Below are 15,357 nucleotides of genomic sequence, written 5' to 3'. Positions count from 1 at the left end.
CCGTGGGCTTGGTTCCGGAACCAAGCCCACGGGCCACACCCGCATTCTCAAGCAAAATAAGGTCACTCGACCTAGTCGGCCAGCCACGACCGCAACGCCCGGAGGCACTCACGGATGGCGTCGGAGTCGACGTGTTCGTTGTCTTTGTGCGCAAGAAGCGGATCGCCCGGTCCGAAGTTGACCGCGGGAACGCCTAGCTCGCTGAAGCGCGCGACGTCGGTCCAACCGTACTTGGGTTTGGGCTCGGCACCGACGGCGGCAACGAAGGACGCCGCAGCCGGGTGGTTGAGGCCCGGCCGCGCCCCGGCGGCAGCGTCGGTGCGGACGACGTCGAAGCCGTCCAAGAGTTCGCGGACATGGGCTTCGGCCTGGTCCGGGGTCTTGTCCGGCGCGAAGCGGTAGTTGATCTCCACGACGCAACGGTCCGGGATGACGTTGCCCGCAGTGCCGCCGTTGATCTTCACAGCATTGAGGCTTTCCCGGTAGTCCAGCCCGTCCACGTTGACGGTGCGAGGTTCGTAGGAGGCCAAGCGGCTCAGGATGGGAGCGGCTGCGTGGATGGCGTTGCTGCCCATCCACGCCCGGGCGGAGTGCGCCGCTTCCCCGACCGTGGTGGCTTCGAAGCGGCTGGTGCCGTTGCAACCGCCTTCCACCGTGCCGTCGGTGGGTTCGAGCAGGATCGCGAAGTCCCCCTCCAGGAGATGGCCATGGTTCCGTACCAAGCGGCCGAGGCCGCTCTTGACCGCTTCAACTTCCTCATGGTCATAGAAGACGAAGGTGACGTCTTTGCCCGGCTCGGCGCCGCCGTCGAACATTGTCGCGGCGAGCGCAAGCTGCACCGCGACCCCGCCCTTCATGTCGGTGGCTCCGCGTCCATACAAGGTTCCCGTCCCGGGGACGCCGGACTCCCACGTGGCGGGCACGGTGCCGAGCGAACCCTCCACGGTGGGCAACGGCACGGTATCGAGGTGGCCGGCCAAGATCACGCGCTCCGGGCGTCCCAGCTCGGTCCGGGCAATGATGGCGTCGCCGTCCCGCACAAGCTGCAGGCCGGGGATCGTACGAAGCGCGGATTCAACGGCGTCTGCAAGCGCGGCTTCGTTGCCGGACACGCTGTTGATGTCCATCAGCGCCGCGGTCAGCAGCGCAACGTCTTGCCTGATGTCAAGGAGGATCGGGGTAGTTTCAACGGTCACCTGTCCACTGTATCCCGAGCGAATTGCGACCCCTCGGTCCACACACGGTTTCAAGGGAAGCAGTGGCTCTCGATAGACTTGCGCCATGACTGAAACCGCTGCCTCTGCCGCTCTCGATAGCGCTTCTGACAACGATCGCTCCGCCTATGGCTTTGGCCTGGCCACCATCGCCACCTCCGACGCCGGAGAAGCGACAGTGCTGGACGTATGGTTTCCGGCACCGGCATTGGGCGAAGCTGCCGCATCCCTGCGCGCCGTGGAGCACGCCGACGAGTCGCTGACCGCTCTCGCAGCTGAAGGCCACGACGCCGACCGCCGGACCGAACAGAAGGTGGTCTTTGCCCAGATCAACCTGGACGAGGCACCCGCCGACACCGTTGACGCCTACCTGCGCCTGCACTTGCTTTCGCACCGGCTCGTCAAGCCCAACAGCATCAACTTGGACGGGATTTTCGGCAAGCTCCCGAACGTTGTGTGGACGAACTTCGGCCCCGCCGCAGTGGACGGCTTCGAATTGACCCGCGCCCGCTTGCGTAAGCGCGGCGCCGTCACGGTCTACGGAGTGGACAAGTTCCCGCGCATGGTGGACTACGTCGTTCCCACCGGGGTCAGGATCGCCGACGCCGACCGGGTCCGCCTGGGCGCCTACCTCTCCGAAGGCACCACGGTCATGCACGAGGGCTTCGTGAACTTCAACGCCGGCACGCTCGGCACGTCCATGGTGGAAGGGCGCATCTCGGCAGGTGTTGTTGCCGGTGACGGCACCGACGTCGGTGGCGGCGCCTCCATCATGGGGACCCTCTCCGGTGGCGGCAAGGAAAAGATCGCCCTGGGTGAGCGCGTGCTCCTGGGTGCCAACTCCGGCGTGGGCATCAGCATCGGCGACGACTCCGTGGTCGAAGCAGGCCTCTACGTCACGGCTGGAACCCGCGTGCGCATCCCCGGCCCGAAGGACGCCAACGGGGAAGACACCAGCAGCATCATCAAGGCTGTTGAGCTCTCCGGCGTGCCGAACCTGCTGTTCCGCCGCAATTCCACAACTGGCGAAGTCGAGGTCCTTCCCCGCAAGGGCCAGACGGTGGAACTCAACGAAGCCCTCCACGCCAACTAGCTGATACCTGGATGCGCCGTCTCCGACGCACCATCATCTTGTTGCTGGCGCTTGCCTTGGTGGCCGGTGCCATCTACGCCGTGGTGACTGTACTGCAGCGTTCCGAAACCTTGGTTACGGAACGCTGCGTCGCCGTCGTGGGCTCGGACTCGTACGAGCTGGCGACGGACCAGGCCGCGAATGCCGCCCTCATCACCGCCATTGCCGTGCAGCGGGGGCTGCCTCCGCGCGCGGCCACAATCGCCGTGGCCACAGCCATGCAGGAATCCAAGCTTCGCAACATCGGGCACGGTGACGAGGTTGGCCCCGATTCGCGGGGCCTGTTCCAGCAGCGCCCCTCCCAGGGCTGGGGCACCGAAGCCGAGGTCATGGATCCCGTCTACGCGACGAACGCTTTCTATGACCACCTTGTGAAAATACCCGGCTACGAAACAATGGCGATCACTGATGCGGCGCAAGCGGTCCAGCATTCCGCCTACCCCCAGGCATACGCGCAGCAGGAACCCATGGGCCGGGCGTATGCGTCGGCGCTCACGGGACATTCCGAACGGGCCCTCGACTGCACGCTCCGGGCCGCGGACACCGCCGGCGACCCGAACGCCGTCGTGGCCGCCATGACCACGGAGTTCGGCGCCCTGCCGGCCGTGGCCCAGGGCCGCACGGTCCAGTTGAACATCAGCGGTGCGCAGGCGTGGGCTGTGGCCCAGTGGGCCGTGGCGAAAGCCAAGGACCTTTCCGTGACGCAGGTTGACGTGGCTGGCGCCACCTGGAACCGGCAGGACCACAAGGGCTGGCAGGATTCAGCGGCAGCATCGGGGTCCGTGACCATCACGGTTTCGGCTCCGAAGACCTAGTTTTGGGTGGGGCCTCGGCGGTGCCTGGCGGCGTCGCCCGGGCTTCAGACCAGTAGTTCAACCACCGGCTGGACGTAGCTGCGGAAGATATCCGGTTCGGACAAGAGTTGGTGGCTCATGATCATCTTGTCCGGCTCAAGATACCAGGCCCTTGGCTCGTTGAGGGGTAGCTCGATGATCGTCAGCTGGAAGTCCCGGGAACTCCGTCCGACTTCCAGCAGCCGGTCCTCCACCATGTCCCCCAGAAGCAACGTGGCGCCGCTCGCTTCGCGTTCAGCCTCCAGTTTTTCGTACTCTTCAAGGCGCTCACGGGCCCAGGTCAGGGCGGCTCCGAAGTGTGCCTGCAATACTCTGCGCAGGGCAGGCGAATTGCCGAAGGCGTTGAATCCCGGGGGTGAAAGCTCCGGCGCGGCATCCGGATACGCCCTCAACAGCTGCTCCCACCAGGCCTCCCACTCTGTCTTGAGGGCCGGCACCCCGCCTACCTCGGCAGTGAGGTGCGTGTGGTCCGCGTGCCTGACTTTGGGTGTGGCGTGGGACAACGTTGGCGTACCGGCTCCGTCCAATCCAGCAACGTCTCTCAGATACAAGGCAATGAGCATCGGTCCGGAGGTGTCCATTGTGATTCGCCACCCCTGACCGCCTGTGTCATGCATCCGATTGCCTCCCTTGGCAGGTGCCCACTCAGGGTTCCAGTCTATTCCCGTTGAGCCTCGACGTTAACGGTTGGACGGGACCGCAACCAGAGTCTGCAGATGCGCGGTCAGAACGTCGCGGCAGACCTCGGCCGTCATCCACTCAGGCTGCAGCAGGGCATGCATGCACAGTCCGTCGAGGGTGGCCAGAAGGCGCTCGGCCTCGGTCACCAGGCGCTCCTGGCCGGATCCGCCGTCGGGCATCAGCCGCATCACCAAGCGGCCGACGACGGCGGCCACGGCCCGGTGGCTGCGTGCCGCTTCCTGCTCGAGTACTGGCCGGATTCGGGCCGCGTGCCGGAATGCCATCCAGACACAGGCGTCGACGGCCAGTTCCTCGTCGAGCGGAAGGAATTGGCCCACCAGGGTTAACACGGCGGCGTCGTGCTCCGCCGAATCCGGATCCAAGGATTCGACGACGGCGAACGCGTCCTCAAGCCGCGCGGCGATCCTGTCGATGACCACGGCAAAGGAGTGGACCAGCAGTTCATCGCTGCTGGCAAAGTAATGCCGGACCGAGCCGACGGCGAGCCCGGCTTCATCGGCTACCTCCCGCAAGGAGGCACGTTCCAGGCCATCCGAGGCGATGATCCTGAAGACAGCTTCGACTACTTCCTGGCGCCGGGCTTCGGCATCAACAATCTTGGGCACAGATCTTTTTAGCACGAACGTGCTTGAACGGTACCGCCCGGCGCACCGGAACTGCGGGACTGTGGCGCACGCAACACTGAGCGAGCCTTGGCAAGTTCGGCTAGCGTTGCTTGCATGAGAATTCTTGTCACGGGTGGCACCGGCTACATCGGATCGCACACCGTCCTGTCCCTGCTGGAAACCGGACACGAAGTGGTCGTGCTGGACAACCTCGTGAACTCAAGCGAAGAGTCCCTGCGCCGCGTCGGTGAGCTGGCGGGAAAGACGGCGGCGTTCCATAAAGTGGATCTGGTGGACGAGGCCGCGGTTGAAGCCGTGTTCGATCAGCACAGCATCGACGCCGTCATCCACTTCGCCGGGCTCAAGGCAGTTGGCGAATCCGTGCAGGAACCCCTGAACTACTACTACAACAACATCGTCGGCACGCTGAACCTGCTCCGCGCCATGGACAAGCACGGGGTCCGGTCGATCGTTTTCAGTTCCTCCGCCACGGTATACGGCGAGCACAACCCCATCCCCTACATCGAGAAGATGGAGATCGGGGCGAACAACCCCTACGGCCGTACCAAGGAACAGATCGAGGACATCCTCACGGACCTCGGCGCCGCGGACGAACGCTGGCACATCGCCTTGTTGCGCTATTTCAACCCGGTGGGCGCACACCCCTCGGGCCGGATCGGCGAGGACCCCCAGGGTATCCCCAACAACCTGGTCCCCTACATCGCCCAGGTCGCCGTCGGCCGCCGCGAAAAGCTCATGGTCTTCGGCGGAGACTACGACACCCCGGACGGCACCTGCCTGCGGGACTACATCCACGTCGTCGACCTCGCCGGTGGCCACGTCGCCGCATTGGACTACGTTGCGGAGCGCCCCGGCGTGCACCGCTGGAACCTTGGCTCCGGGAAAGGCACGTCCGTACTGGAGATGCTCCACGCCTTCGAGCAGGCCGTGGGCCACCCGCTGCCGTACGAGATCACGGGCCGCCGCGCCGGAGACCTGCCCGCATTCTGGGCCGACGCCTCCTCTGCCCTGGCCGACCTGAGCTGGTCCACCACGAAGACCGTGGACCAGATGTGCGAAGACCACTGGCGCTGGCAGAAGAACAACCCTCTCGGCTACAGCTCTTAAAGTGCAACGCGGGGTCACTTACGGCCCATGATGTCCCTTGGGACGGGCTGTAAGTGACCCCGCGTGCTGGGCCCACACCGGCGGGGATTAGACCGCCGGGTAGTCGCGTTCCGGCTCTCCTGTGTAGAGCTGCCGCGGACGGCCGATCTTCGTCTGGGGATCGTTGATCATTTCGCGCCACTGGGCGATCCAGCCGGGGAGTCGGCCGATCGCGAATAGCACGGTGAACATCTTCTCGGGGAAACCCATGGCCTTGTAGATCAGGCCGGTGTAGAAGTCGACGTTCGGGTAGAGCTTGCGCTGGATGAAGTAGTCGTCCGCAAGGGCCTTCTCTTCGAGGCGCATCGCGATGTCCAGGAGCTCATCGTTGCCGCCCAGCTTGCCCAGGATCTCGTGTGCCGTCGCCTTGATGATCTTGGCGCGGGGGTCGTAGTTCTTGTAGACCCGGTGTCCGAAGCCCATGAGGCGGACGCCGTCCTCCTTGTTCTTGACCTTCTCCATGTATTCCTCGGGCTTGATGCCGTCGGCCTGGATCTGGCGCAGCATCTTCAGCACGGCCTCGTTGGCGCCGCCGTGGGCGGGACCGAAGAGGGCGTTGATGCCTGCGGAAACAGAAGCAAACAGGTTCGCGTTCGAGGAGCCCACAAGGCGGACGGTCGACGTCGAGCAGTTCTGCTCGTGGTCGGCGTGCAGGATGAGCAGGAGGTCCAGCGCCTTGACGACGACGGGATCCAGCTCGTATTGCTCTGCCGGCAGGCCGAAGCTCAGGCGCAGGAAGTTCTCCACGAGGTTCATGGAGTTGTCCGGGTACAGCATGGGCTGGCCGATGGACTTCTTGTGGGCGTAGGCCGCGATGACCGGGAGCTTCGCCATGAGGCGGATAGTGGAAACTTCCACGTGCTCCGGGTTGAACGGGTCCAAGGAGTCCTGGTAGAACGTGGACAGCGCGGAGACAGCCGAGGAAAGCACCGGCATCGGGTGCGCGTCACGCGGGAAACCGCCGAAGAAGCCCTTGAGCTCTTCGTGGAGCAGCGTGTGGTGGCGGATCCGCTGGTCGAACGCGTCCAGCTCAGTGGGAGTGGGAAGGTTGCCGTAGATCAGCAGGTAGGAAACTTCCAGGAAGCTTGAGTGCTGGGCAAGCTGCTCGATCGGGTAGCCGCGGTACCGCAGGATACCGGCGTCGCCATCGATGTAGGTGATTGCCGACGTGGTGGCGGCGGTGTTCATGAAGCCGGGGTCATAGGCGACGGCGCCCGTCTGCTTCAGCAGCTTGGAAACGTCGTATCCTTCGTTCCCTTCTACAACCTTGATCCGCGGGAGCTCGAGCTCTCCGCCGGCATGGCGCAGGGTAGCGCTGGTGGTCTCAGTCATGGAGTCCCCTTCATGAGGCTCTTGGCCTCGGTCGAAAGCTTGATCCAACCAACATCTGGTGACTCCAGCCAGGAGTCTGCAGGTGCAGACACCATCGGCCGAACTGCCTTCGTGGAGAAAGCCACCATTGATAGTCAGTTAAAAGCTACCGCCAGTAAGCGGGACAAACTAATTCACAAGCTACGGTTACTGGCGGAATGACGCGCCCTGTGCGGGAAGTCACAGCATTGTTACCGGGCAGTGTCCAAGCGTTCGACTGCCGCATCGATGCGTTCGTCCGTACCGGTGAGCGCCACACGGATGAAACCATTGCCCGCGTCTCCATAGAACACCCCGGGCCCGACGACGATCCCCAGCTCAGCGAAACGGCGGACTGTGTCCCACGTCGCCTCCCCTGCGGTGGACCACAAGTACAGGCCAGCTTTGGACTCGTGGATCTCCAGGCCGAAGTTCTTCAGTGCCGGCAGGAGGCGTTCACGGCGCCCGCGGTAGAGATCCTTTTGGGCGAGCACGTGGCCGGCATCGCCGAGCGCGGTACGCATGGCTTCCTGGACCGGATACGGCACGATCATGCCGGCGTGCTTGCGGCTGTTGACCAGATTCGCCACGATCGACGAGTCACCAGCCACGAAGGCGGCACGGTAGCCGGCGAGGTTCGATTGTTTGCTGAGGGAGTAGACGCACAAGAGTCCGTCCGTGGATCCTCCCGTGACGCGTGGGTCAAGGACGCTAGGCACTGCCTCGCCGCCACGCTGGGCATCCCATTCGCCCCAGCCGAGTTCGGCATAGCATTCATCCGACGCCACGACTGCGCCGATCTCGCGCGCCTGGGCGACGATCTGCCTGAGGGATTCGACGTCACGGACGCTGCCCGTGGGATTGCCGGGGGAATTGATCCAGATCAGCCGGACCCTCGCGCGGGTGGCTGAGTCCAGTTCGTCCAGGCTGTCTGCCGCGACGGCAGTGGCGCCTGCGAGCATGGCGCCGATGTCGTAGGTCGGGTACGCCACAGTGGGGCGGACCACGACCTCGCCTGCGCTCAGTCCCAGCAGGAACGGCAACCAGGCCACCAATTCCTTGGAGCCGACGGTCGGCAGGACGTCCCTCGGATCGATTCCCGGGACCCCGCGGCGGCTGGCGAACCAGTTGGATACGGCCTCGCGAAGAGCTTCCGTGCCGTGGACCGTCGGGTAACCATGGGCGTCAGCTGCCCGGGCAAGCGCCTCGCGGACCAGTTGCGGCGTCGGATCCACGGGGGTTCCGATGGAGAGATTGACTGCCCCGCCCGGGTGTTCTGAAGCCTTGGCCACGTACGGCGCCATCGCTTCCCAAGGATAGTCAGGCAGGTTGAGGCCGAAAGCGGGGGCCGCAGAAATCAAAGGAAGCAACCGTTCTTAGTGGTCTTGGTTCTGTGGGGGCAGCGCGGCGATGAAGGGGTGGTCCTTACCGGTGTTGCCGATCTTGGCGGCTCCGCCCGGGGAACCAAGGTCATCGAAGAACTCGACGTTGGCCTTGTAGTAGTCGGCCCATTCCTCCGGGGTGTCGTCCTCGTAGTAGATCGCTTCCACCGGGCACACGGGTTCGCAAGCTCCGCAGTCCACGCACTCATCCGGGTGGATATAGAGGGAACGTTCGCCTTCGTAGATGCAGTCAACAGGGCATTCTTCAATACATGCCTTGTCCTTGACGTCCACACACGGCTGCGCGATTACGTAGGTCACGTCCCTTGCCTCTCCACAGTTGTCCCGGAATTTCCGGGTAGTACCACCGGCCCTGTGGCCGGTACATCGAATTCTGAGCCTATTATCCCCCAGCGGGAACTCAGCAACCTAGCCGGGCGTCTTACTATGAACTGGTGAATCTGCCCCGGCCCCAGGATTTCCTGCTCAATACCGTATCCGGAACACGGGTAGTTGTCCGATACCGCCTGGACAACGGCTTCACCGATGCCCTCGGCTACCTGCTCTCGGTCGCCGACGGTGCGTGCACCATCCGTACCCGACAGTCCGACGTCGAGATCCCGCTGGCCCTTGTTGTGGCGGCAAAAGCGGTCCCTCCTCCGCCCCCGCGCCGGGGTCCGCGCACAACCCGCGAGTAGTTCCGCCTCATGTCCCGGAGGGTCAGGCGCCATGCACCTCGTCGGGGAGCCTGCGCATTCCCCACAGCGGGGAGAACAGCACAGGCGCAACAAAAACAAGACTTCCGCCCAAGCCGATCCAGAGTGTCGGTACGAGGCCGATGTTCTCGGCGAGGAGGCCCGAGGCTAGGGCAGCGATCGGCATGACCCCCCACACCACGAAGCGAATGGACGCATTCATGCGCCCCAGGAGCCGGGGCGGACACACGCGCTGCCTCATGCTCAACTGCATGATGTTGTACACCAGCACTCCGAAAGCGAACCCGAACTCTGAGACGATGAGCATCACCAGGGACATCCATCGCTCGGGGGCAAGCACGCACAACGGAACCAGGAGGAGGAAAAGCGAGCTGATCATCGACGCCACGGGAATAACCGTCCCCTCGCCGATCCAGGCCGCCAACCTGGGCGCGGCAACCGCCCCGATCAGTCCGCCCACGGCGCCGACCGCCATGATGAGGCCCATGCCCTCCGGACCGAGTTCCAGTTCACGAAGTACCAACACCGGCATCAAGGTGAAGGCAAGCGTGGTGAAGAAGTTGACCCCGCCCGTGCACGCCGCAATCCTGCTGATCAGGGGATGCCTGACCACGAAGACCAGGCCCTCCTTGATTTCGCTTGCCAGCGGCTGCCGATCCTTCGCGGCCACGGGCCGTTCCGCATCGCGCGTCCTGAGCAGGAAGATGGCCGACAGCAGATACCCGATCGCCTCCCCGACGAACAGCACCGGGGCGGACACGACCGTCAGCAAGCCACCGCCCGCGGCAGGACCCCCGATCCGTGCGATCTGGGAGGTGGCCTCGAGCTTGGAGTTCGCCTGCGGCACTTTCGCGGCATCCACGAGCACGGGCACATAGCTCTGGTAGGAAACGTCGAAGAAGACCGTCGCGGCCCCGACGACGGCGGCTACGGCGTAAAGGTGCCAGATCTGCAGGATGCCGGCCCACCAGAGGATTGGTACGGTCGCCATTGCCGCGGTCCGGACCAGGTCCGCCACGATCATGGTGCGACGCTTGAGCCAGCGGTCAACCCACGCTCCTGCCGGCAAACCGATCAGCAGGAAGGCCGCAAGGCCGGCGGCATTGAGCGCGCCGACTTCGAACTCACTGGCGCCGAGCAAAGTCACCGCGAGGACGGGAAAAGCCAATTGCCCCAGTTGCGCCCCAAGCTGGCTGACGGCCTGGCCCGACCAGAAGGTGATGAAGTTCCGGTCCCGCCACAGCGAGGCAGTGTGCTGAGCTGTGTCAGTTTGCTGAGCATTGTCCGTGGTCCCGGCGTTCACCCGCCCAGTTTCCTGTAGTGATTGGTATATGTCAATCACTCAAGGCTGGCTACACTGGCCACCATGACGGAACACGAGCGGGAGGACAGCGACCTGGTGGCCAAGGGCCGCGCCTTGAGCTCCCCCCTGCGCTTGAGGATTCTCCGGCTCTGCCTGCACCACGCTCGCACCAACAAAGAGATTGCGGGGCTGTTGGATATCAATCCGGCGTCAAGCCTGCATCATGTCCGGACCTTGGTGCGCACCGGTTTTCTTGAACCTCAGGAAGGCCGGAAGGGAAAGAGGGGCGCCAAGGAGGTGCCGTACATCGCCACCCGCACCTCGTGGAGCACTCCCGTCGACGATATTGCCCCTGTCCTGATCGAAACATTCGTCCAGGAAACCCGCGGGCTAACGCCAGGGGACATCGATGTCTGGCGGCTTGGCGTGAAGTTCAATGCTGCACGGCAGCAGGAGATGATGGGCAAGCTGCGGGCGGTCGTCGAGGAATATATGCGTCTTCCGGCAGACGACGACGGCGAGGCCACCTCGCTCTTGATCGCCCACCACCGGGACCCAAGCGCCGACTAGCTAAGCGCGCGGAGGACGCCCGTAGCGCCGGCACCACAAGAGCATCACGAAAGTGATGCCCGCACTCCCGTAAACCCACACATTTCCGGGCACATCCGCGACGATCAGCTGCTTGCCCGTTCCGCCCGTGGAGAGCACGCCTACGGCGGCGTAACAAACAATGCCCACCACCGCCGTCGGGATCAAGGATCGCGACCACGCACCCAGCAGCAGCTGGAGCGATGCGAGCAGGAGCAGTGCCGCTGCGGTACCCCAAGAGACGTCGACGCCGGCAATAAGGAGCGCCTGCCGGTGCAGTGCGGTGCCTGCAAAGGCAGCAAAAAGAGCCACCGGAACAGCCACGGCAATGCCGCGTGCTGTTCCGGTGGCTCCCTTATTCAATGCGTCAGTCCGTTTGGCGCGTCAGTACTTGATCTGCGCAGGATCAGACTTTGGCGCGTGCGCGGGTAGCCTTGGCGCGCTCGTTGGCGTCCAGGATCACCTTGCGGATGCGGATGGAGTCCGGGGTTACCTCAACGCACTCGTCTTCGCGGGCGAATTCGAGGGACTCTTCGAGGGTCAGGTCGCGCGGCGGCGTCAGGTTCTCAAAGGTGTCAGAGGAAGCGGCACGCATGTTGGTGAGCTTCTTTTCCTTCGTGATGTTGACGTCCATGTCGTCGGCGCGGGAGTTCTCGCCGACGATCATGCCTTCGTAGACCTCGGACGTGGGCTTCACGAAGAAGGAGCCGCGTTCCTGCAGGTTGATCATGGCGAAGGGGGTGACCACACCGGCGCGGTCGGCAACCATCGAACCGTTGGTGCGGTATTCGATAGGGCCGGCCCACGGCTCGTAGCCTTCGGAGATCGAGGAAGCGATGCCGGCGCCACGGGTGTCCGTAAGGAACTTGGTGCGGAAGCCGATGAGGCCACGTGCCGGAACGATGAATTCCATGCGGCACCAGCCGGTACCGTGGTTGGCCATGTTGGTCATGCGGCCCTTGCGGGCAGCCATCAGCTGCGTGACCGCACCGAGGTACTCTTCAGGCACGTCGATGGTCATGTGTTCCATCGGCTCGTGGATCTTGCCGTCGACGGTCCGGGTGACAACCTGCGGCTTGCCGACAGTGAGCTCGAAGCCTTCGCGTCGCATCTGCTCCACGAGGATGGCCAGCGCAAGCTCGCCACGTCCCTGGACTTCCCAAGCATCCGGACGCTCGGTGGGCAGGACCTTGATGGAGACGTTACCGATCAGTTCCTTGTCCAGGCGATCCTTCACCTGGCGCGCCGTGACCTTGGCGCCCTTGACCTTGCCGGCCAGCGGGGAGGTGTTGATACCGATGGTCATGGAGATCGCGGGGTCATCCACCGTGATAAGCGGCAGCGGCTGCGGGTTCTCGGCGTCAGTGAGGGTCTCACCGATGGTGATTTCCTCGATACCGGCAACAGCCACGATCTCGCCGGGGCCGGCAGACTCTGCCGGTACGCGGTCAAGGGCCTTGGTGGCCAGGAGCTCGGTGATCTTGACGTTCTTCAGCTCACCGTTGGCACGCGCCCAGGCGACGGTCTGGCCCTTGCGGAGGGTGCCGTTGTAGATGCGCAGGAGTGCAAGGCGGCCAAGGAACGGGGAAGCGTCCAGGTTGGTGACGTGCGCCTGAAGGACACCGTTCGGGTTGTAGGTCGGCGCCGGGATGTGCTCGATGATCGCCTTGAAGAGGGGTTCGAGATCTTCGTTTTCCGGGGCCGAGCCGTCAGCCGGCTGCTCGAGGGAGGCGCGGCCGACCTTGGCTGCGGCGTAGACCACGGGTACTTCCAGGATCTTGTCCAGGTCCAGGTCCGGAACTTCGTCCGCGAGGTCGGAGGCCAGGCCAAGGAGCAGGTCCATGGACTCGTGGACAACCTCTTCGATGCGGGCGTCGGGGCGGTCGGTCTTGTTGACCAGCAGGATGACGGGCAAGTGCGCGGCAAGGGCCTTGCGGAGGACGAAGCGGGTCTGCGGCAGCGGACCTTCGGAAGCGTCGACCAGGAGGACCACGCCGTCAACCATGGACAGGCCGCGCTCCACCTCGCCACCGAAGTCGGCGTGGCCGGGGGTGTCGATCACGTTGATGGTGATGGTCTCGCCATTGGACGACGGGCCGTTGTAGGCAACCGTGGTGTTCTTGGCGAGGATGGTGATGCCCTTTTCGCGCTCCAGGTCACCGGAGTCCATGACGCGGTCTTCCAGGTGGTTGTGCTCGGCGAAGGAGTTGGTCTGCTTGAGCATGGCGTCGACCAGCGTGGTCTTGCCGTGGTCAACGTGGGCCACAATCGCGACGTTGCGCAGATCACTGCGCGATGCAGTGGTCGCGGCGGTGTTGGTGGTGGTTTCAGACATGCGTAATGGCTCGATTCAGTGGTGAAGTCAGCTGTTGTATCGCGACATTTCCAACCGGAACGCACGACGGATTAGACCCTTTGACACAGGGCACCTTCATAGAGTCTAAACGCTGTGGTATTTATTGGCCTAAAAATCACCCTCCAGGTCATCGAATTGTGCCTTTCATCACAATCGGCAGCGAACTCGGGATGAGCCGGAAACAGCAAAAGAGCCGGTACCACTTCCCCCCACGGAAGTGGTACCGGCTCTTCTGCTCCCCCGGCTGGCACTCAGCGCACGGGCGCCAGCACCGTCAGGCCACCACGGGCGGAAGCATCAGGCTGGCACCCGGGATCGCGTTGAGCAGGGCCTTGGTGTAGTCCTGCTGCGGCGAATCGAAGACGTCGTCCGTGCTGCCCGTTTCCACGAGCTTGCCCTTCTGCATCACGCAGACATGGTCGGCGATCTGCCGCACGACGGCGAGGTCGTGCGTGATGAACAGGTACGTCAGGCCAAGATTGGACTGCAGCTCGGCCAGGAGGTTCAAGACCTGGGCCTGCACCAAGACGTCCAAAGCGGAGACCGCTTCGTCACAGATGATCACTTCGGGGTCGAGGGCGAGCGCGCGCGCGATCGCGACGCGCTGCCTTTGGCCGCCGGAGAGCTCGTTCGGGTACCGCTGCATGGTGGACTGAGGCAGCGCCACCTGGTCCAGGAGTTCCCGGACCTTCTTCTCGCGGCTGACCTTGTCACCGATCTTGTGGGTCCGGAGCGGTTCCTCGATGGTCCTGAAGATGTTGTACATCGGGTCGAGTGAACCGTACGGGTCCTGGAAAATCGGCTGGACGCGGCGCCGGAACTTGAAGATTTCCCGGCTGTTCAAGGTGGAGGTGTCCACACCGTCGAACACAATCCGGCCCGACGTCGGCGCGAGCAGGTTGAGGACCATCTGGGCCACGGTGGACTTGCCGGAACCCGATTCACCCACGATCGCCGTCGTCGTCCCCCGTTTGACGTTGAACGAGACGTTGTCCACCGCAGTGAAGTCCGTTGCCTTGCCGACGCCGGAGCGCAGCTTGAAGACCTTGCTGAGGCTTTCGACCTTCAAGACGTCGTCGGCCAATGCCTTTTCGGCCACAGCTTCGGTGGGCGCCAGGAGTTCTTCCGTCTGGATTCCTTCGGCCTTGGCGGCCTGGATCCTACGCGAAGCGAGTGACGGCGCCGAGGCCACCAACCGCTGGGTGTAGGGGTGTTGCGGGTTGCGAAGCAATTCGAGGGAAGGACCGGCCTCCACCACGTTGCCGCGGTACATGACCACTACTTTGTCCGCGCGCTCGGCAGCGAGGCCGAGATCGTGGGTGATGAGCAGGACTGCCGTGCCGAGCTCCGCCGTCATGGTTTCGAGGTGGTCAAGGATCTGCCGCTGCACCGTGACGTCCAGGGCCGACGTCGGCTCATCGGCGATCAGGAGCCGCGGCTGGCAAGACAGGCCGATGGCGATCAGGGCCCGCTGGCGCATGCCGCCGGAGAATTCGTGCGGATACTGCTTGGCGCGGCGTGCGGAGTCCGGCAAGCCGGCCTCCCCCAGGACGCGGGCGACGTCGGCAGGACCGCTGGGCTTGCCGTTGGCGCGCAGCGTCTCGCGGACCTGGTATCCGATCTTCCAGACCGGGTTGAGGTTGGACATCGGATCCTGCGGAACCATGCCGATCGTGTTGCCGCGCAACTCGATCATGCGCCGTTCCGGGGCGTGGGAGATGTCCTCGCCGTCGAGCAGGATCTGCCCGCTGGAAACCCTGCCGTTCTCCGGCAGGAGGCCAATGGCGGCGAGCGCCGTCGTCGACTTCCCCGAACCGGACTCACCCACAATGGCGACAGTCTCGCCGGGCATGATGGTCAGGTGCGCATTCTTGACGGCCTGGAATTCGCCGCTCGCCGTCTGGAAGGAGATGGCGAGGTCCCGGATTTCAAGGAGCGGACGCTCTTCGGTTCCGGCTTCGTCGATGGTGACGTTGGATGTTGTCATG

15 protein-coding genes are annotated in these 15,357 nt (G+C 64.1%); 5 read left to right on the top strand and 10 right to left on the bottom strand.

All coding sequences use genetic code 11. The features are described from left to right. Positions 1-71: 71 nt before the first annotated feature. Positions 72-1,196, bottom strand: coding sequence for a succinyl-diaminopimelate desuccinylase (gene dapE, locus AC3WJM_RS04820; RefSeq protein ID WP_332601974.1), 1,125 nt, complete (start codon positions 1,194-1,196; stop codon positions 72-74). An 85-nt stretch (positions 1,197-1,281) separates the two neighbouring features. Here dapE and dapD point away from each other — a divergent pair, with 85 nt between their 5' ends. Continuing rightward, positions 1,282-2,307, top strand: coding sequence for a 2,3,4,5-tetrahydropyridine-2,6-dicarboxylate N-succinyltransferase (dapD, locus tag AC3WJM_RS04815; RefSeq protein WP_492271287.1), 1,026 nt, complete (start codon positions 1,282-1,284; stop codon positions 2,305-2,307). A gap of 11 nt (positions 2,308-2,318) precedes the next feature. Then, positions 2,319-3,161 carry a transglycosylase SLT domain-containing protein gene (locus tag AC3WJM_RS04810; protein WP_492271286.1) on the top strand — a complete coding sequence of 281 codons (843 nt, stop codon included), beginning with the start codon at positions 2,319-2,321 and terminating at the stop codon, positions 3,159-3,161. Positions 3,162-3,205: 44 nt separating this feature from the next. On the opposite strand, the gene AC3WJM_RS04805 is transcribed toward AC3WJM_RS04810, so the two are convergent. Both AC3WJM_RS04805 and AC3WJM_RS04800 read right to left on the bottom strand, forming a co-directional pair. Beyond that, on the bottom strand, positions 3,206-3,817 hold the full coding sequence (locus tag AC3WJM_RS04805; protein WP_059387481.1) for a hypothetical protein: 612 nt from the start codon (positions 3,815-3,817) through the stop codon (positions 3,206-3,208). 63 nt (positions 3,818-3,880) lie between these two features. Then, entirely contained in the window at positions 3,881-4,507 is a 627-nt protein-coding gene (locus tag AC3WJM_RS04800; RefSeq protein WP_284991429.1) for a TetR/AcrR family transcriptional regulator, read from the bottom strand. 114 nt (positions 4,508-4,621) lie between these two features. Here AC3WJM_RS04800 and galE point away from each other — a divergent pair, with 114 nt between their 5' ends. Beyond that, positions 4,622-5,635, top strand: a complete 1,014-nt coding sequence (gene galE, locus AC3WJM_RS04795; protein WP_284991428.1) for a UDP-glucose 4-epimerase GalE — start codon at positions 4,622-4,624, stop codon at positions 5,633-5,635. Positions 5,636-5,722: 87 nt separating this feature from the next. Here the strand turns inward: galE and AC3WJM_RS04790 are convergent, their stop codons facing one another. From AC3WJM_RS04790 to fdxA, 3 genes are all read right to left on the bottom strand, one after another. Further along, positions 5,723-7,006: a citrate synthase gene (locus AC3WJM_RS04790; RefSeq protein ID WP_059387479.1), complete on the bottom strand. Its 1,284-nt coding sequence runs from the start codon at positions 7,004-7,006 to the stop codon at positions 5,723-5,725. Between the two features lie 230 nt (positions 7,007-7,236). Next, the gene (gene dapC, locus AC3WJM_RS04785; RefSeq protein ID WP_492271285.1) at positions 7,237-8,385 is read right to left on the bottom strand and encodes a succinyldiaminopimelate transaminase; all 1,149 of its coding nucleotides are present in this window, start codon (positions 8,383-8,385) and stop codon (positions 7,237-7,239) included. Positions 8,386-8,400: 15 nt separating this feature from the next. Further along, positions 8,401-8,727: a ferredoxin gene (gene fdxA / locus AC3WJM_RS04780; protein WP_018776555.1), complete on the bottom strand. Its 327-nt coding sequence runs from the start codon at positions 8,725-8,727 to the stop codon at positions 8,401-8,403. A 134-nt stretch (positions 8,728-8,861) separates the two neighbouring features. On the opposite strand from fdxA, the gene AC3WJM_RS04775 reads away from it, so the two are divergent. Continuing rightward, the gene (locus AC3WJM_RS04775; RefSeq protein ID WP_332601977.1) at positions 8,862-9,104 is read left to right on the top strand and encodes a putative acetyltransferase; all 243 of its coding nucleotides are present in this window, start codon (positions 8,862-8,864) and stop codon (positions 9,102-9,104) included. A 22-nt stretch (positions 9,105-9,126) separates the two neighbouring features. Here AC3WJM_RS04775 and AC3WJM_RS04770 read toward each other — a convergent pair whose 3' ends face one another. After that, positions 9,127-10,425, bottom strand: coding sequence for an MFS transporter (locus AC3WJM_RS04770; protein WP_306958660.1), 1,299 nt, complete (start codon positions 10,423-10,425; stop codon positions 9,127-9,129). Positions 10,426-10,488: 63 nt separating this feature from the next. Here AC3WJM_RS04770 and AC3WJM_RS04765 point away from each other — a divergent pair, with 63 nt between their 5' ends. Further along, entirely contained in the window at positions 10,489-10,995 is a 507-nt protein-coding gene (locus AC3WJM_RS04765; protein WP_492271284.1) for an ArsR family transcriptional regulator, read from the top strand. Here AC3WJM_RS04765 and AC3WJM_RS04760 read toward each other — a convergent pair whose 3' ends face one another. From AC3WJM_RS04760 to AC3WJM_RS04750, 3 genes are all read right to left on the bottom strand, one after another. Beyond that, positions 10,996-11,376 carry a hypothetical protein gene (locus AC3WJM_RS04760; RefSeq protein WP_306958661.1) on the bottom strand — a complete coding sequence of 127 codons (381 nt, stop codon included), beginning with the start codon at positions 11,374-11,376 and terminating at the stop codon, positions 10,996-10,998. Positions 11,377-11,419: 43 nt separating this feature from the next. Beyond that, complete coding sequence (gene typA / locus AC3WJM_RS04755; protein WP_284991419.1) at positions 11,420-13,348, bottom strand: translational GTPase TypA; 1,929 nt, start codon at positions 13,346-13,348, stop codon at positions 11,420-11,422. Positions 13,349-13,643: 295 nt separating this feature from the next. After that, positions 13,644-15,356, bottom strand: coding sequence for a dipeptide ABC transporter ATP-binding protein (locus AC3WJM_RS04750; RefSeq protein ID WP_306958662.1), 1,713 nt, complete (start codon positions 15,354-15,356; stop codon positions 13,644-13,646). Between the last annotated feature and the right edge of the window lies 1 nt (position 15,357).

Source organism: Arthrobacter sp. FW306-1B-G06A, assembly GCF_058781765.1.
This window is presented reverse-complemented; position numbering and strand designations above follow the sequence as displayed.